Source organism: Amycolatopsis tolypomycina, from assembly GCF_900105945.1.
In the GTDB taxonomy this organism is placed as follows: domain Bacteria; phylum Actinomycetota; class Actinomycetes; order Mycobacteriales; family Pseudonocardiaceae; genus Amycolatopsis; species Amycolatopsis tolypomycina.
Genome location: NZ_FNSO01000004.1, coordinates 3,300,829 through 3,318,322, shown reverse-complemented (window position 1 = coordinate 3,318,322; position 17,494 = coordinate 3,300,829). Strand labels below are relative to the sequence as shown.

General features: G+C 72.7%; 15 protein-coding genes. 1 reads left to right on the top strand and 14 read right to left on the bottom strand.

Annotation, left to right across the window (positions count from 1 at the left end):
- Window positions 1-53: 53 nt before the first annotated feature.
- Complete coding sequence (locus tag BLW76_RS25265; protein WP_091311583.1) at window positions 54-680, top strand: response regulator transcription factor; 627 nt, start codon at window positions 54-56, stop codon at window positions 678-680.
- A gap of 7 nt (window positions 681-687) precedes the next feature.
- On the opposite strand, the gene BLW76_RS25260 is transcribed toward BLW76_RS25265, so the two are convergent.
- The 14 genes from BLW76_RS25260 to BLW76_RS25195 form a co-directional block, all read right to left on the bottom strand.
- On the bottom strand, window positions 688-2,016 hold the full coding sequence (locus BLW76_RS25260) for a COG1470 family protein (protein ID WP_091311581.1): 1,329 nt from the start codon (window positions 2,014-2,016) through the stop codon (window positions 688-690).
- A 100-nt stretch (window positions 2,017-2,116) separates the two neighbouring features.
- Window positions 2,117-6,130, bottom strand: coding sequence for a VWA domain-containing protein (locus tag BLW76_RS25255; protein WP_091311579.1), 4,014 nt, complete (start codon window positions 6,128-6,130; stop codon window positions 2,117-2,119).
- A 28-nt stretch (window positions 6,131-6,158) separates the two neighbouring features.
- Complete coding sequence (locus BLW76_RS25250) at window positions 6,159-7,139, bottom strand: zinc ribbon domain-containing protein (protein WP_091311577.1); 981 nt, start codon at window positions 7,137-7,139, stop codon at window positions 6,159-6,161.
- A 3-nt stretch (window positions 7,140-7,142) separates the two neighbouring features.
- Window positions 7,143-7,682, bottom strand: coding sequence for a phage tail protein (locus BLW76_RS25245; protein WP_091311575.1), 540 nt, complete (start codon window positions 7,680-7,682; stop codon window positions 7,143-7,145).
- A gap of 106 nt (window positions 7,683-7,788) precedes the next feature.
- On the bottom strand, window positions 7,789-9,750 hold the full coding sequence (locus tag BLW76_RS25240; protein ID WP_091311573.1) for a putative baseplate assembly protein: 1,962 nt from the start codon (window positions 9,748-9,750) through the stop codon (window positions 7,789-7,791).
- Window positions 9,750-10,160 carry a GPW/gp25 family protein gene (locus BLW76_RS25235; protein WP_091311571.1) on the bottom strand — a complete coding sequence of 137 codons (411 nt, stop codon included), beginning with the start codon at window positions 10,158-10,160 and terminating at the stop codon, window positions 9,750-9,752. The genes BLW76_RS25240 and BLW76_RS25235 overlap by 1 nt, the downstream gene beginning before the upstream one ends.
- 1 nt (window position 10,161) lies before the next feature.
- Window positions 10,162-10,443: a PAAR domain-containing protein gene (locus BLW76_RS25230; protein WP_091311569.1), complete on the bottom strand. Its 282-nt coding sequence runs from the start codon at window positions 10,441-10,443 to the stop codon at window positions 10,162-10,164.
- Between the two features lie 13 nt (window positions 10,444-10,456).
- Window positions 10,457-12,280: a VgrG-related protein gene (locus tag BLW76_RS25225; RefSeq protein WP_091311567.1), complete on the bottom strand. Its 1,824-nt coding sequence runs from the start codon at window positions 12,278-12,280 to the stop codon at window positions 10,457-10,459.
- Window positions 12,273-13,040 carry a CIS tube protein gene (locus tag BLW76_RS25220; protein ID WP_091311564.1) on the bottom strand — a complete coding sequence of 256 codons (768 nt, stop codon included), beginning with the start codon at window positions 13,038-13,040 and terminating at the stop codon, window positions 12,273-12,275. Before BLW76_RS25220 ends, BLW76_RS25225 begins: the two co-directional genes overlap by 8 nt.
- A 2-nt stretch (window positions 13,041-13,042) precedes the next feature.
- Window positions 13,043-13,489, bottom strand: coding sequence for a phage tail protein (locus BLW76_RS25215; protein ID WP_091311562.1), 447 nt, complete (start codon window positions 13,487-13,489; stop codon window positions 13,043-13,045).
- Window positions 13,490-13,503: 14 nt separating this feature from the next.
- Window positions 13,504-16,359 carry a hypothetical protein gene (locus BLW76_RS25210; RefSeq protein WP_244170298.1) on the bottom strand — a complete coding sequence of 952 codons (2,856 nt, stop codon included), beginning with the start codon at window positions 16,357-16,359 and terminating at the stop codon, window positions 13,504-13,506.
- 85 nt (window positions 16,360-16,444) lie between these two features.
- Entirely contained in the window at window positions 16,445-16,603 is a 159-nt protein-coding gene (locus BLW76_RS25205; RefSeq protein WP_003098516.1) for a DUF6760 family protein, read from the bottom strand.
- Entirely contained in the window at window positions 16,600-17,040 is a 441-nt protein-coding gene (locus BLW76_RS25200; RefSeq protein WP_091311558.1) for a hypothetical protein, read from the bottom strand. Before BLW76_RS25200 ends, BLW76_RS25205 begins: the two co-directional genes overlap by 4 nt.
- Before the next feature lie 4 nt (window positions 17,041-17,044).
- Window positions 17,045-17,488, bottom strand: a complete 444-nt coding sequence (locus tag BLW76_RS25195; protein ID WP_091311556.1) for a phage tail protein — start codon at window positions 17,486-17,488, stop codon at window positions 17,045-17,047.
- Window positions 17,489-17,494 lie beyond the last annotated feature (6 nt).

Below are 17,494 nucleotides of genomic sequence, written 5' to 3'. Positions count from 1 at the left end.
CACGATCCTTGGGGGTGGCGCGAGCCGGCGTCTTTCGAGGGAGGACTTCACCGATGATCACCGACCAGGTTCCGGTGCTGCTGCACGCCACGGACACCATCACGCACGCGGGCGTCACGGCCGCGCTGCGGTCACGTCCCGAAATCCGCTTCGCCGACGAGGACTCCGGCGAGCCGGCCGTCGTGCTGGTCATCGTGGAGCGGCTGAACGCCGAGGCCCGGCAGCTGCTGCGCAGCCTGCAGTGCGCCGGCCACGCGGGCGTCGTCCTGGTGGCCGGGGAGGTGGAGGACTCGGAGCTGCTCGACGTCGTCGGCAACGGCGTGTCGGCGATCATCCGCCGGGCCGACGCCACGCCGGACACCCTGGTGCGGCTGGTCAAGGCCGCGGCCGTCGGCGAAGGCGCGCTGCCGCCCGACCTGCTGGGCCGCCTGCTGTCGCGGGTGTCCCGGCTGCAGCGGGACGTGCTGCGCCCGAACGGGTGGGACCTGGCCGGGATGTCCCAGCGCGAGACCCGGGTGCTGCGGCTGGTCGCCGACGGCTTCGAGACCAAGGAGATCGCCGACCAGCTGAGCTACTCGGAGCGGACGGTGAAGTCGATCCTGCACGACATCACCAACCGCTTCCAGCTCCGCAACCGCGCCCACGCGGTGGCGTTCGCCATGCGCGAAGGCCTGATCTAGCACGGGTTCACTCGACCCGGCCGGAGAAGGACACCGACGGGGTGCAGCGGCCGCGGTCGGGCGCGTTCTGGCAGCTGACCGCGAGCACGATCTTCTCCCCCGGCTGGAACCGCCAGGCCTGCAGCCAGTGGTGGTCGAGGTCGCGGAAGTTCGAGAGCCCGACCTCCAGCAGCACGGTCTTGGTGCCGCCGGAATCCCGCAGCAGCCGCAGGGTTCCGGTGTCACCACGCGGGTTCTGCAGGATCAGGTCGGTGATCACCAGCGTCTTGGTCGCGTCCGGCAGGGTGTAGGGGAACTCGGCGAAGCGGTTGACGTTCGAGTCGATCCGCGCGTCGGCGGCCACCCGGAAGTCCGTCGGCGTGCCGTCGGCGGCGGCGTTCGAGACGCGGGTCGGGGGCGTGCCACCCGGACCCGAGCCCGGGGGCGCGGGGTTGTCGCCCGGCGGGGTCAGGCCGACGGCCTTCATCGCCTGCTCGGAGTTCTGCTTGGCCTGGTCGGCGTTCTTCTTCGCCTGGTCGGCCCCGGCGCCGGCGTCCTGAGCCGCCTTCACGATCTCCTGGTTCTGCTCCTCGGCTGCCTCCCGCGCGGCCGACTTCACCGCCGGCCGCAGCACGGTGAACCACAGCGTCAGCAGGGCCAGCAGCAGGACGAGCAGCGCGGCGAGCGCGGGCAGCAGCCACTTCGGCAGCAGCTGCCGCTGCACCATGGTGCCTTCGGTCTTGAGCGGCTCGGCGCCGTCGGCGACGACGAACACCTGGAAGCGGTGCCGGACGGACTGCCCGCGCAGGAAGCGTTTCCGCGGCTTGGTGCGCAGCCGGACGAACGCGGCGGTGCCCGGCGCCAGCTCGGCCCGGTCGCGTTCGAGCCGGAAGTCCAGCTCGTCCTCCGGGTCCAGCGTGCTCAGCTCGACGACCACCGGCCGGTTGCCGCGGTTGTCGACGGCGACCTCGAAGTCGGCCTTCGAGCTGCCCTCGACCTTGCCCGGCACGATCTCGGCGGTCACGTCGGTGAAGGCGCCGAGCTCGACGGCGCCCTCCTCGACGACCGAGCCGGCGGGGTCCTCGCTCGAGAACACCCGGACACCGAACGGGATCGTGCCGGCCGGGACGTCGGAGGACCGCGGCGGCGCGAACCGCACGGTGACGGTCCCGGTCTCCCCCGGCATGAGGTTGACCGTCGCCGGTTCCGCGGTGGCCCAGCCACTCGCGTCGCCGACGACGTCGACCGTGAACTGGTCGACGACCTGCCCGGCGTTCCGGATGGTCACCGTGCAGCTCGTCTCCTGGCCGGGTTCCGCGACCAGGCCGGCCTCGGACAGCGTCGCCGTTGCTCCCATGCGCGAAGTCTCCCTTTCGTGTCGCGGGTCCGGCACCAGCGGACGGGTGTGCGGCCGTGCGCCGGTGGTTGCCCCTATGGGCAGTGGGTTCGGGTGCGGCTCAGCCGCGGCTGATGAACGGGGGTTGTTCCGTCCGCAGGACCACGAGGACCGGGGCCGACTGCACCGTGCCGAACTTCGGTCCGCTCACCGGGGCGACCGTCACCGTGCGCGGCCCGATCAGGTCGTGGTGGAAGACCAGGAACTGCGTCTCGAACCGTCCGTCGACGCCCACCGTGGCGAGGCCGGGTGTCGCGGAGATCCCGGCCGACCAGGCGAGCCGGACCGTCGCGCCCGGCGGGAAGTCCGTCCCCGTCACCCGCGGGACCGAGCCGAGCGGGGCGACGCCCGGGTCGACGGTCACCACCGGCTGCCGGATCACCACCCGCGCGCCGGCCGTGTTGTCCCCGGCGTTGTTGTCCGGTCCGGTCGTGCTGACCGTGCCGGACACCGGCGAATCCGCCGCCGCCTTGGCCGCCAGCGAAATCCGGATCTCGACGGTCTGGCCGGGCGCCAATGTCCCGAGGGCACAGCTGCCGCCACCCGGCGCGCACCCCGGTGACGCCGAGGTCGCGGGCAGCTGCGGCGGCAGCTGGGTGACCAGCCGGACGTTCGGCATCGGCGCGCCGGACCCGTTGTGCACCAGGTAGGTCAGCACGACGTCGTCGCCGCCGGCGAAGAGCGGGACCGCCGACACGGCCAGCCCCACCGACAGAGAGCCCGGCGTCACCGGGGGCACCGGCTTCGCGCCGACGGTGACCACGGCCGTGGCGGAGTTGTCCCGCGCGTCGGCGTCCTGGCCGGCCGTGGTGACCGTGCCGGTCGCGGCCTGCGTCCCGGGTTCGGCGCCGGTGGCGCTGAACCGCACCCGCGCCTGCGCACCGGGCGCGAGCGTGCCGAAGGTGCAGACGAGGTCCGGCGTGCAGGTGCCCACGCTGGTGATCGGCGCCTGCGGCCGCAGCCCGGCGGTCAGCCGGACGAACAGCCCGACGGCGGGCGACGCGGCGACACCGTGGTTGGTGACGACGAACTCGAACGTCGTCAGCCCGGAGAACGGGATGGTGGCCGGGACGGCGGTGGCGGTCACGCCGACGTCGGCGATCCGCTGGAACGCCGGCTGCGCGGCGCCGCCAGGGCCGGCGATCAGCACCGCCGGGGTGCCGCCGGCCGAGGGCACGACCTGGATGACCGGCCGGGCTTCCCCGGCCACGCTGTGGAAGGCGATCAGCGCGCCGTCCGGCGACCAGGCGGGATCGTCGACGGAGCCGGTGTCCGGCACCAGCACCCGCGCGGCCCCGCCGTCGGCGGGCGCCACGCAGAGCCGGCGGCGGTCGCTCTGGAACACCAGCGCGACGCCGTCGGGCGAGACGTCCGCCGAGCCGTGCCGTCCGGCACACGCCGTCCCGAAGGACGGCGAGAGATCCCGCTGGATCCCCGCGACGACGCTGTCCGGCCCGCTTTCGAGCGCGACCTGCCACAGCTCCTGCCGGTCCCCGCCGGGGTCGACGGACATCACGGCGGTCTCGGTCGCGGTGCCGCCCGCGCCGGTCGCCGTGCACGTGACGGTGGTGGCACCGACGGCGAACAGGCTGCCCGACGACGGCGTGCAGAACGGGGTCAGCTGCGTTTCACGGTCGGCGTCGACCGCGGTCGCGGAGTACTCGATCACCGTCGGGGCGGTCCCGGTCACGGTCTTGTCGTGCACGGTGATCAGCGGCAGCCGCGGGTCCTTGACCCGCACGGTGACGTCCTCGGTGTAGCCGGGCCGGACGAAGTTCTCCCCGTCGATCCGGAACTCCACCCGGCAGTGCAGGAAGGCGCCGACGGGCGCGGTGGGCGCGACAGCCGCGAACTCGGTGAAGGTCGCGTTCGTGCCGCCCGGCACCTGCTGGGTCCCTTCCGGGGTGAACGTCAGCGTCAGCCCGGGGTCGCAGAACGGCACCGGCTGCACCCGCACCAGCAGGTCGCCGATCTTCTCGGTGATGACGGTGCTGAGGTTGCCCGGATCGGTGCTCGCTATGACGCCGTCGGTCGCGTTCACCAGCTGGGTCGCCTGGCCGGTCGCATCCAGGCCACCGCCGCCGTTCCCGGCCGACACCGCGACCACCCGGATGCCCTGGGCCTTCAGGTGCTCGATCGCCTGGGCGAGCGTCACGCCCTGGGTCGGCTGGTGGGGCACGCCGCTCGGGTCGTGGCTGGGCGCGTCGCCGGCCAGCACGATGATCTTGCTGCTGTCCGGCCGGAACGAGACGGCACCCGAGGCGATCCGGTCGAGGGCGTGGATCCAGTCCTCCGGGACGTCCCCGCCGCCGAACGGCGTGATCTTCGTGAAGGCGGCCTTCACGGCGTCCTGGTTCTTCGTCAGGTCCTGCTGCACCTGGAACAGGCGGCCGTTGGGGTTGTTCGCGTCGACGACGTCGTCGCGGTCGCCGAACGCGACGGCGGCGTACTGGGCCTCCGGCTGCGCCGTGCTGAGGGTGCCCATGACCTGGGTCAGGCCGGTCTGCATGTTCCCCAGCGCGGTGCCCATCGAGCTGGTCTGGTCCATCAGCAGCACGATGTCCGGCCGGGCGGGCACCTTGTCGGTCGGCACGGTCTTGGCGATCGCCGCCGACGAGCCCTGCCCGACCGGGATGTCCACGACCGTCGGCTGCACGCGCCCCGGGGGCGGCGGCGCGACCCGCGAGGCCGCGCGCGTCAGCGTGACCTTCGTGCCGTCGGCCGACCACACCGGCTGGGTGTCGTCGCCGCGCAGGTACGGCGGGATCGGGATCTCGCCCAGGATCCGGCCGTCCGCGACGCGGGCGATCCGGACGGTGTCCTGCTGGTCCTCGCCCCGGAACGCGGTGTTCGCGAACGCGATCATCGAAGCGTCCGGCGACCAGGCCGGGTGCTGCTCGTGCTTGGCGCCGTCCCGCGGGCCGGTGAGGGACCGGGGCGCGCTGCCGTCGGCGTTGGCCACGACGACTTCGGTTTCCCCCGACGCCTCGCCGGGGCCGGCCTGGGTGTAGGCCAGCTGCGCGCCGTCGGCGGAGAACGCCGGGTCGAACTCGTCGGCACCCGGGCGGTGGGTGAGGTCGCGGCGGTCGCCGCCGGTGGCGTCCGCGCTCCAGATGTCCGTGGTGGTGCCCGAACGCAGCTCGGTGAACAGCGGTTGGCCGGTGCTGCGGAACGCCGGCTCGGTCTCGCCGATCGACGCCAGGGCCGAGATGACCGACACCCGGCCGCCGGAGATCTGCTTGACGTCGCCGAGCGGGTCCTGCGCCCGGGTCGTGAAGGCCAGCCGGGTGCCGTCGGGCGACCACGCGGGCTCGGCGGAGTCCCCGGGGTCGGGGACCGCGCGGGTGACCGCGCCGCCGGTCTCGGCGACCAGCGCGACGTCGCCGGCCGGGTGGAAGCGGGTGGTGGTGAACGCGATCCGGGACGGGCCCCACGCGGGCTGGGTGTCGGCGGCCGGGTCGGCGGTCAGGCGCGTCGGCGTCCCGCCGCCGGCCGGCACGGTGTAGACGTCCCCCGCCGGATCGTCGCGCGTGCTGCTGAACGCGAGGCGGGTGCCGTCGGGCGACCAGCTCGGCGAGTCGTCGGTGGCCGGCCCGGTCGTCACCTGGCGCAGGCCGCGGCCGTCCACGCCGACGACGAAGAGCTTCCGGCTGCCGGCGCGTTCGGAGGCGAAGGCGACCGTGCGGCCGTCCGGCGACAGCGCCGGGTGGCTGTCGACGGCGTCGTCGTTCGTCAGCGGCCGCGCCACCTGGCCGCCGTCGGGGAGGTAGAACAGCTCGCCGTCCCGCTCGGCTCCACCGGCGGTCGCGGCGCGGTGGCTCACCCACACGAGACCGCCGGTGCCCGCGGACGCGTCGGAGTCGACGCTGCCGACACCGCGCGGCAACGCCGGCACCGCGCCTTCGCCGGTCGCCTGGTAGAGGCCGGTGGTGGCCGCGCTGACGTACCCGACGCGGTACGGCGCGGCCACCGGTGCCGGTGCCTGCGCTTCGGTCGGCGTGAGCGCTCCGCTGATCGCCCAGCCGCCGAGCACCGCGACGACCGCGCTGCCCGCCACCGCTCGCTTCGCGCGCATGGTCGGTCCTCCCCAAGAAACTTCGGTGTCAGCCGGCTTCGAACAGTTCGATCTCGGAGATCGCGACGTCCGTGCCGTTGAGCGAGCGGTACAGCCCGGTCACGTGCAGCTCGACGCTCGTGGCGCCTTCGCTGTTCTCGATCGGGACTTCCTGGGAGTCCGGCGTGTCGGCCAGCACCATGTCGTAGGTCTTGCCGGTCGAGAACACCAGGTGCAGCTTCTGCGGCCGGTGCGCGGCCGGGAAGTTCGCCGCGTCACCGGAGTACACGATCGCCTTCCGCAGGTCCGCCGGGTGGTCGAAGGTGAACACCAGCACCTGTTCCCGGTCGGCCGGGGCCGCCCAGAACGTGTTCTTGGCGTTGTCGGTGACCAGCGGAGCCGCGTGTCCGTTCGCCTGTGCGGTCGCGCTCACCTTGATCGGGTGGATCGGGTTCAGCTTGGCCTCGAAGATCCCGGTCACCTGGCTCCAGAGCCCCACCGCCGCGGTGTTGATCGCGCTGCGGAACGGCTGGTACAGGGCGTAGATCAGCGCCGAGAAGATCAGCGCCACCGCGACGGCCCGCCGGATCACCTTGCCGACGGTCCGGCGCGCGGCCCCGGCCCGCCCGGTCCGGCGGCGGACGCCGTCCTTGCCCGGCCGCGCCCCCGCCTTGTGCGCCTTCGGCTTGCGGCCGAACAGCCGTCGCCACCACGACGTCTTGACGACCTCGGCCTCGGCCAGCGGCGCGCCGCACCGGCTGCAGAAGTTGCGGGTGGGCGCGTTGCCCTTGCCGCACTTCCCGCAGATCAGGTCGCCGGGGTTGAGGACCTGCTCTTCGACGGTCTGCTGCACCGGCTGCCGGACCGGGGCGATCGGCTCGGCGGGCTGCACGACCTGCTGCTGCTGCACCACCGGCGGTGCCTTGACCGCGACCGGGCCGTCGTCGTCCCACTTCAGGTAGCGGCCGCATTCGCCGCAGAACTCGACGTCGGCGGGCCCCTGGTGCCCGCACTCCGCGTAGATGACCAATCCTCAGCCCTCCAGCACTTCCACCGTGACCCGCACGTGGGCGGGCACCGCATCCACGACCGTCGCCGTCAGCCGCCGCACGTCGACCCGCGCCGGCTCGGGCACCCGCACCAGCACCCGCACCCAGGGCGGCCCCGGATCCGGCAGCGGCGCCCCCGGCTGCGGGTCGGCGACGACCCCGCCGCTGTCGGTCACTTCGACCACACCGCCGGTCAGCAGCCCGACGTGCTCGGCGAGCCCGCGCCGCGTCCCGCGCCACCGGTGCAGTTCGACCGACCGCGTGACCAGCTGCCGCAGCTGTTCCGGGCTCCAGCTTTCGTCGACCCGCAGCGCAACCCAGTGCGCCAGCCAGCCGACGAAGTCCGCGGGCGCCACCCCCGGATCGAGGTAACCCGCGAAGTTGTCCAAAGTGGAGATGACCGGCGCGATGACCTCGTCGAGCGCACCGGTGAACCCCTGCACGAACCGATCCTCGGCGTACACGGCGGGGAGTTGCTCGCCGATCGGGTGGGGGCTCGGCAGGCCGGGGATGCCGGTCCTCATGCGCCCACCACCACGAGCCGCGCACCGACCTGGTCGCCGGTGCTCGGGCCCGCGGTCCGCCACACACCCACCCGGCCCGAACCCCGCAGCCCCGCAATGCCCGTCCTCATGCGCCCGCCTCCCGCACCCGCACCTGGTGCCCGAACGAAAACGCCAGCGCGTTCGGCGGCAGGTCCAGCCGATCGACCTGTTCGCCCCGCTCCCGCGTGATCGGGTTCGCCGCGAACAGCCGCACGTCCTCCACCAGCTCCACCCCCGGCAGCCGCTGCAGGACCGCGAACACCTCGCCCGACTGCACCGGGCGGCCGAAGGGCCAGCCGTCGCCGTCCGGGCCGCCGCTGATCGGGTTGAAGTAGTCGTACAGGGCCTGGCTCGCCCGGGCGCCCAGTGCGCCCGCCGTCGTGCGGCGCCGGGCGCGCAGCCGGGCAACCACCGTCACCCCCTGGTAGAACGGCGGTTCCACGGACACCAGCGCGCCCACGCACCGCCGCTCGCCGAGGTAGCGCTCGATCCGGGCGCGCATGCCGGGGTCCAGCATCAGGGTCGCGAACGCGAGCTCGCCGCTGTCGGGCACCGCCGGCACGACCAGGACCCGGATCGCGCCGGTCTCGCGGCCGTCGGGGCCGTGCGCCGGGATGCACCGCACGCGGGCCGCTTCCGGGGCCGCTTCGCGGGCGAGCTGCTCGTAGTCCTCGGCCGTCACCGCGCGGTCGCGGGTGCGCAGCAGCAGCGGCCCGCGCAGCGCCGCGTCCCGCACCGACTCGCCGTCCACCCCGCCGATCGCCGGACGCCGGTTCACCACGCTGCTCACGAACGGGATCGGGTCCCGCTGCACCTCCAGGACCTCGCGGGCGACGTTGCCGCGCCGCCCGCCGCCGGACCGGTATTCGGGCACGCGGATCGCGGCGGACTTGGGCGGGACGGCCCCGTAGTACCGCAGGCCGCCTTCGGGCTGGCGCACCGCGGGCCCGAACGCGACCTCGCCGCCGACGCGGTCGAGCATCACGTGCCGGTCGTCCGGGCCGGAGTCGGCGAACGAGCGGACCTCCGTCCACTGCTGCCAGCCGTCCGGGCCGGAGACCTCGACGACCAGCTCGCCCTCGTCGACGACCACCGGGGGACGGCCGAGCGGGAACCGCTGCCCCGGGGTGCCGTCGGAGGTCCCGGCGATCTCGTTGCGGATGATCTCGGCGTGCACCGCACCGACCGTGCCGCCGATGGTCGAGGCCTCGACCGCGTGCAGCCGCGGCGAACGCTGGTAGAACGGCTGGTTCTGCTTGGCTTCGACCAGCCGGCACCGCAGCCAGCCCGCCCGCTGCCGCGCGAGCACCGACATCGTGTGCCCGTGCGGGACGTGCACCACGATGTCGCCGGCCCGGTTGAACGCGCCGGTGCTGTCCCGGTCGACCTCGCACGCCGCCCAGCCGGTGCCGTCCCAGGCCTCCCACAGCCACGGCGGGTCACGCGGGTCGACGCCCTGGCCCTCGACCTCACAGTTCAGCCGCAGCAGCACCGCGCAGCCGGGCACCGCGTCCGACAGTCCGAAGAGGACGGCGTCGCCCGGGGCCGGCGTCTCGGAGAAGACCGCCGGGCCGCCGCCGACGAGCAGTTCGTCGGTGCGGTCGACCGGCGGCAGGCCGGTGTCGGCCGTGCTGGTCGCCAGGTGCGCGAGCGAGCACGGCACGATGTTCAGCGTGTGCTCCACGGTGAAGACCACCGGGTCTTCGACTTCGTTGCGCACGCTCGCGACCTGCTTGCCCGCCGCGACGACCACCGGGACGTCGCGGGCGGCCGAGAGCCAGAACGTCACGTCGGTCCGCGCCGCGGCGGGCGGGAACAGCCGGACGCCGATCAGGTCGAGGAACCGCAGGTAGTGCAGCTCGGGCACCCGGTTGACCCGGTAGAGCAGCTGGTCGACCATCTGCGCGAACGTCTCGATCAGCGTGACGCCGGGGTCGGAGACGTTGTGGTCCGTCCACTCCGGACAGTTACGCTGCACCAGGTACTTGGCTTCGTCGACCAGGTCCTGGAACCGGCGGTCGTCGAGGTTGGGCATCGGCATGGACATCAGGCACCGTCCTCGCCCGAGTCGTGCGGCGGGATGACGTAGAACGGGAAGACGAGGTTGCGCGGGTCGTTGGTGCCGCGCAGCCGGTAGCGGATGTCGATCAGCAGGGTGCCCCGGTCGGCCTCGTCGAAGCTGACGACGACGTCGTCGAGGGTGACCCGCGGCTCCCAGCGCTCCAGCGCGATCCGGACCTCGTAGGCGATCTGCCCGGCGGTCGCCGCGTCGGCCGGCGCGAACACGAGGTCGTGCACCGCGCAGCCGAACTCGGGGCGCATCGGGCGTTCGCCCGGCGAGGTAGCCAGGATCAGCCGGATGCTTTCGACGACCTCGCGCTCGCCGCCGACCAGCGCGATCGAGCCGGTCGCGTCGGTGTGCAGCGGGAACGCCAGTCCCCGGCCGAGGAAATCCACGTCAGCCTCCGATCATGACGGTGGGACAGCCCATGACGATCGGGGCGCCGCAGGCGGCCATGTCACCCATCCGCGCCGCCGGCATGCCGCCGATGAGCACCGTCGGGCAGCCCGGCGGCGCGATCGGCGTCGGCGGGTGCACCGCGGGCGGCGGGAACGAGCACGTGTGCAGCGTCCCGACGTTCGCGGCGGGCATCCCGCCGATCAGCACGGTCGGCACGCCCGGGCCGGCGATGACGCCCGGGTGCCCGGTCGGGTCGCCGACCCTCGCGGCTGGTGGCATGCGCATTCCCCCGTCAGTTGATCTTGACCACGCTGCCGCGCACGGTGACGACACCGCTGGCGGTCAGCTCCGTCTGGCCCTGGCCCGCGACCGACACGGTGGCGCCCTCGAGCTTCGCGCCGGCCGTGCCGCTCAGTTTCAGCTGGGCGGATGCCTCGATGCTGGCGTCGGTCTGGGACTTCACCGACACCTTCTGGCCCTTGAGCTCCAGCGGCCCGGTGCCGGCGTCGATGCTCACGCCGTTCTGCGCCTTCACCGTGACGCTCTTGCCGCTGGTCACCTCGATGACCTGGTTCTTCTGGTCGATCTTGACCACGAACTTGGCGTCGCCGGAGGACAGGATGATCCCGTCGTCCTCGGCGAACTCGAGCTTGTGGCCCTTCCGCGAGACGAACCCGCGGACGGCGACCTCGCCGCTGTTGGCGTCGACGACGGGCTTGGTGAACTTCGACGGCGCGGCGTCTTTGTTGTTGTACAGGCCGCCGAGCACGTAGGGCGCTTCGAAGTCGCCGTGTTCGAAGCCGACCAGGACCTCGTCGCCGACCTCGGGCAGCACCACCGCGCCCCGGTCCTTGCCCGCGCCGGGCTGGACCGTGCGCGCCCAGGTGCTGGCGAAGTCCTTGTCCAGCCACGGGAACGTGAGCTTGACGCGGCCGAGCTTCGCCGGGTCCTTGAGGTCGCTCACCACCGCGGGCACGACCCCCGGCCACGACGCGTTCTTCGCGCCGCCCGCGACCAGGCCGTAGAGCGAGCGTTCCTGGCGCCCGGACACGGTGAACTCGGTCGTGTAGCCGACGTCGGCGTTGAACAGGTGCCGGGTGCTGGTCAGCGTGTACTTGCCCGAGAAGGGCTTGCCGACGCCGGTGAGCGTGACGGCGGTGCCCGCGCGCAGCTTCGGGTTGCCCTTGGCGACGCCGTCGAGCTCGGTGCAGGCGCTGCCGAGCCGGTCGGCCAGTGCCTTCGCGGTCGCGTCGGCTTCGCCTTGGGTGCGCCGGGGCGCGGCGGCGTCGAGGAAGGGCGGGCTCGCGAACTTGCCGGCCAGCGCCACCGGGTCCACGTCCGCCACCTCGGTGCCGGCGTTCTTCGGGGTCGCGGTGGCCGAGACCTGCTGCTTGTTCTCGTAGTCCCAGCCGTTGACCCGCACCTCGGGGACCTGCTCGGCCGCGGTGACGCTGGCGCGCAGGCCGATCAGCGTCCGGTGGGCCTCGAGGACGAGCGGGTCGGCGGTGGCCTTGGTGGTGGTCGAGGGCGCGCCGGAGGGCTTCTCCGGCAGTTCGAAGTTCAGCTTCCCGTCCCGGACGGCGATCTGCGCCCCGACCGCTTCGGCCAGCCGGGACAGGAACTCCCAGTCGCTGACGTTGTCCTGGGACAGCTGGGTGTTCGGCCGGCCGCCGAAGCCCTTGACGTTGTCGATCTTCCCGGCCGGGATGTTCGCGCGCTGGGTCACCTTGCGCACGACGTCCGCGATCGTCATGTTCGGGTAGGCGGCGACGCGGCGGCCGCGGAACAGCCGGTGCGCGTGGTCGTACCCGCGGACCTCGGTGAACGTGCCGTGCGGGTCCAGGTCGATGGCGACCGCCGTGACCTCGCCGAAGAGCAGGTCCTGCGGCTTCTCCGGGTCCGACGTCTGGACCTTGAGCTTGACCTTCGCCCCGACCTTGAACTTGCCCTTCTCCAGCACGACGCCGCCGGGGTCGCGGAAGCGCAGCACGAACGTGTCGGGCAGGTTGCGGCTGTCGTCGACGTAGGCGTAGCTGAGCATGACCTTGACGTCGTCGGGCAGCGGCGTGCTCTCCACCTCGACGACGAGGGTGTTCGTGAAGGTCTCGTTAGCCATCGAGCTCCTCCAGCGCGGGCACCAGCAGCCGGGTGCCGGGCCGCAGCCGCATCGGGTCGTCGATGTCGTTGGCGTCGGCGATCTCGCGCCACCGCCCGGCGTCCCCGTAGGCCCGGAACGCCACCGAGGGCAGCGAATCCCCGGCGACGAGCACGTGCGTGTCCCGCGCGGCGAGCGCCCCCGACGTCGGGTTCTGGCCGCCCAGCTCGCCGGAGATCTCCTCCAGGTTCACCGTGCAGACGGCGCGTACCGGCGTCCCCGACGGCGTGAAGAGCGTGTACTTCACCGTGACGCTGGCGACGTAGGCGGGGAAGCCGGTCATGCCACCCCACTTGAAGATCACCCACGGCGGCGACGGCTTGTTGTGCTGGCGGCTGTCCTCGGTGGCGACGCAGCAGGTGAACAGCTGCTCGACCTTCTTGACGACGGCGTCGTCCATCTTGTCGGTGGCGTCGAGGAACATTTCGAGGGCGAGCTTGGCCGGGTCCGACCCCTTGAACTGCGGCGGCGCGCTCTTCTTGGCGTTCGGTTGCGCGTCGCGGCCCCACTTGGCGTTCTTGCTCAGCGACAGTTCCTTGGGGTTGAACTGGAACTTGATGTCGAACATCTTTTCGCCGGGCGGCTGCCCGGTCCCCCCGGACTGCGGCGGCTTCCGCACTTCCAGCAAGGCGCGCTGCAGGTTGTTCGGCGCGGGTTCCCCGGAACCATAGGCGGCGGGCGGCTGCGAGCCGGCCGAGGTGAAGGTGACGGGTGAGGACATGGCTAGGCCTTCTTCGCCGGGCTGAGGAAGCCGTGGTGGGCGAGTTCGAGGGTCTCGGTGGCGACCTTGGGCGAGTCGGGCGAGAGCTGCGGCCCGCTCCACCGCACCGGGACGACGCCTTCGAGCGCCCAGCTGGCGATGACGGTGCCTTCGAGGGTGCGGGCTTCGATGGTGGCGGTCTTGCGTTCGATCCCGCTCGCAAGGCTGGCGAACCATTTCGTGATTTGGGCGCTGGCCTCGGTGACGGGCCGCGAGAGCTTGATGTTCGAGTACTTGATCCGGGTCGGCAGCTGCCAGACCATGCCGTTGTTGCCGCCCTCTTCCCGCTGTTCCATGACGAATTCGCAGCCGAGGCCGTCGCAGCTGGAGAAGGCGCCGAGGTTGCCGAGGTTCTTGTCGTCCAGCTTGACGACATAGCACACGGCAACGGCCTCATCGGTATCCGGCATCGGCGGTTCCTCCTTCAGTGCGGGCGATCGGTGAGCGCACCCCGGCGCTCACGGTCGAGACGAAGTTCGGTCTTGAGGCGGCGTAGCAGGGGGTCGAAGAGCTTCCTGACGAGCTCGTCGGTTTCCGGGACAGCAGGTTGTGCCGCGGGTGCTTGTACCGGTGCCTCGGTTTGCCGTGCGACGACGACCGGGGGAACGGTCTGGCTGACGGGTGACTCGATGACGGGAGGCCGCTCGGGTTCGGCGATCCTCGCGACGGGCAGCGTTTCGGGCCCGCGGTCGGCTCGTTCCGCCCGCAGCGGCATGGCGGGGGTGGCCGAGCCGTCGACCGTGCGGGCGACTGGAAGTGAAGGCGTGCTGTCGACGGTCTGGGCCACCGGCAGGGCTGTGTCGGCCGCCCGCGGCGTGCTTTCCTTCGGGCCCACTGCACTCTCGATGATTCGAGCCACTGGGAGCGGCGGAGCCGTGCCCGCCGTGGAGGCCACGGCACCGTCGACCGCCTGGGACAACGGCAGCGGCGCTGCAGCGGGGGCCGCCGGCAGCGCTGCTGTGCCGACCGAGGAGCCTGCTCCCGCGACAACGCGAGCCACCGGCAACGATGCAGCCGCCCCCGCCACGCCATCGGCATCGCGAGGTACCACCAGCGGCGCAGCTCCGCCGGTGGTGGAGGCGACCGCACCGTCGACAGCCCGAGCCACCGGCAACGGCGCACCCGCACCGGCCGAGGAGCCTGTTCCCGCGACAACGCGAGCCACCGGCAACGATGCTGCGGCGCCCGCCCCACCTTCCGCGGCGCCGATCACGGGCAACGGCTCAGCCGCGCCATCGACAGTCCGGCCTCTCGGCAACGACGGAGCTGTGCCCGCGGTGGAAACCACCGCATCCTCGACAGCCCGAGCCACCGGCAACGGTGCTGCGGCGCCGGTCACGGGCGACAACGCAACCGAGCCTGCCAAGGAGCCCGCCCGACCATCGACCGCGCGAGCAACCGGCAACGGCGCAGCGGAGCCCGCCCCACCTTCCGCGGCGCCGGCCGCGGGCAACGGCGCAGCTGTACCTGCCGTGCCATCGACAGCCCGAGCCACCGGCAACGGCGCAGCCGTGCCCGCGGTGGTAGCCACGGCATCCTCGACAGCCCGAGCCACCGGGAGGGGCGCAGCGGTGCCTGTCGCACCATCGGCAACCCCGCCAACCGGCAACGGCGCAGCCGAGCCCGCCCCACCATCGACAGCCCGGAATACCGGCAGCGGCCCCGCCGAACCCGCCCCACCATCGACAGCCCGGGATACCGGCAGCGGCCCCGCCGAACCCGCCCCACCATCGACAGCCCGGCCAACCGGCAACGGCGCAGCCGTACCGGCCAAGGAGGCTGCCCCACTATCCACAGCCCGAGCCACCGGCAGCGGCGCAGCCGAGCCCGCCCCACCATCGGCAACCCGGCCAACCGGCAACGGCGCAGCCGTACCGGCCAAGGAGGCTGCCTCACCCTCCACAGCCCGAGCCACCGGCAGCGGCGCAGCCGAGCCCGCCCCACTATCCACAGCCCGAGCCACCGGCAGCGGCGCAGCCGAGCCAGCCTTCGAGGCCTTCGCGCCTTCGGCGGCGCGAGCTACCGGCAATGACTCAGCCGAGCCCGCCAACGAGCCCGCCCCACCATCGACAGCCCGAGCCACCGGCAACGGCCCAGCCGAACTCGCCCCACCGTCCACCGCGCGTGCCACCAGCGGCGTGGATTCGAGGGCTCGCGTCACCGGGAGCGCCGCGTCTTCGGTGACGCGAGCCACGGGCAGCGGCGCATCCTCCACCGACGGCGCGGCATCCTCGACCACCGGCCGCGGCGGAAGTTCGGACTCCCGGCTCACCGGCTGGTCAACCGCACGGGCCACCGGCAGCGGCTCAGCCGCACGACCGGCGTCAACAGCAGGCGGCGGAACTTCGGGCCCCCGCCTCACCACCGGCTCTGCCGCCCCATCGAGCACCCGCGCCACCGGCAACGGCGTGGGATCGAGCCCACGGGTCACCGGCTCCGCCGTGGCCGAACCGTCGCGGGCCGGCGGCAACGCCGTGGCCGAAGCGTCGCGGGCCGGCGGCAACGGCGTGGCCGAACCGTCGTGAGCCAGGGGCAACGGCGTGGATTCCGGCCCGCGCGCCACCGCCTCTGCCCCACCTTCGACCAGCTCCCGCGTCTCGGCGGAAACACTCGTCGAGCCGCCCGGGGGTCCGGGCGGCTCCGTGGTCTCGAGCGGACGGAATGTGTTGACCGGCGAAGCCTCGTCCGCGCGCTGCACCGACGGCGGCGAGCCGGACGGTGGCAGGATCGGCGCGCCCAGCCCCAAGCGCCTGGGCGTCGCCTGCTGGACGACCGGCAGCTCCGGCGGCGCCGCAACCGGAGCGGGCTCGGTCTCGATGACCGCCGACGGTACCTGCAGCGGGACCACCGGCTCCGGCTCTGCGACCGGAACGTCCACAGGGGACGGTTCTGCGATCGCCTGTACCGTCCGCACCGGGGGCCCGTCGACCGCCGCCGCGGAGGTCAGCGGTCGCACCGGTTCGCCGGGCGGCACGACCGGTAACACCAGTGGCGGCGGCGGTTCCTCGGGAGACGGAACACGCTGCACCGCGGCACCCCGCGGCCGGGAAGGGCCCGGCTCGACCAAAGGCATCGCAGGCGACGGAGACGGCGACGGCAACGAAGGCTGCGGCGCCGGCCGCGCCAGGTCCGCGATGACGCCGGCCGGCTCCGCGGGGCCGATCCGATGCCCCAGCGGTTCCAGGTAGGCCGGGCTCTGCCAGGACGTCAACCCGGCACTGAACCGCTGCACCGGGTTGACCAGCGGGTGCTCGGCCAGCACCCGCTGGATCGGCGCCACGCTCCGCCACTCCCCCCGCGTCACCGGCAACGCGACCGGAGCAGCGGCGGGCACAGGAGCCTTCCTGCGGAACCACATTCCTGCGTCACCGTCCCTGGCTCATCCGGGTGTTGATCCGGGCGATCTCGGCGACGTAGGTCAACCGGTCGGGGTGTTCGAGGTCGAGGATGTCGTCGAGGGACCAGTGCAGGTGGTAGGCGACGTACGCGACTTCCTCGTGCAGCCGGTCGGCCGCGTACGTCACGATTCCCCCAGGCGGCCACCGGCGACGTCGACGACGAAGCCGTGGCCGCACTCGGGGCACGCCACGCCCGCCCTGGTGTGGCCCTCACTGTTGACCCGGCGGTACATGTCCTGCAGGAACGCCAGGTCGGAGGCGAACAGGTTCTCGATGATCCCCGCGTGGACGTCGGTGATGTCGCCGATCCGGGTGACGACCCTGGCCAGCAGCACCACCGTCAGGAACGCCGAGTTCTCGCGCACCCGGTCGTCCCGCAGCGGGATCAGCTCGTCGCGGGCGGTGGCCAGGCGCATCACCCCGGAGTGGTGCACCTTGCCCTCGTCGTCGACGTACCCGCGCGGGAGCTCGAACGCGAACTCCGTCCGCAGCTTCGGCCGCTCGGTGCGCGGCTCGTCCGACGCCACGGGAGCGTCGGGCGCCGAAGCCATCACCCTGCGCATCGGCTCACTCGACTTCCATCTGCTCGTAGGTGATGACGAGCTTCTCGGTGAGCACGCTCGTGTCGCCGGCCTTCAGCGAGCCGATCTCCAGGCTCTTCGGCCACGCGTTGGTGAGCTTGTAGCGCTTGAGCGCGGTGCCCTCGTAGTCGTAGACGATGATCGCGCCGCCCTTGCGGGCCGTCGCCATCTTGCCGAAGTGGGCGTCCTTGACCCACTTCTCGAAGCTGTTGTCCTCGGTCAGGCCGCGGGTCAGCGTGACCTCGCCCGCCTTGGGCCGTCCGGGCAGCTTCTTGATGACGTACTTGCCGTCGACGGTGTTCTGCTTCAGCTCGATGACGTCCTGCTCCATCTTGAGGCCGGAGACCTCGGAGATCTGCTTGATCTGGACGCCGTCGATTTCCAGCCCGAAGGAGTGGCCGACCGCCTTGTCGAGATCGGGAAGTGCCATGTCAGA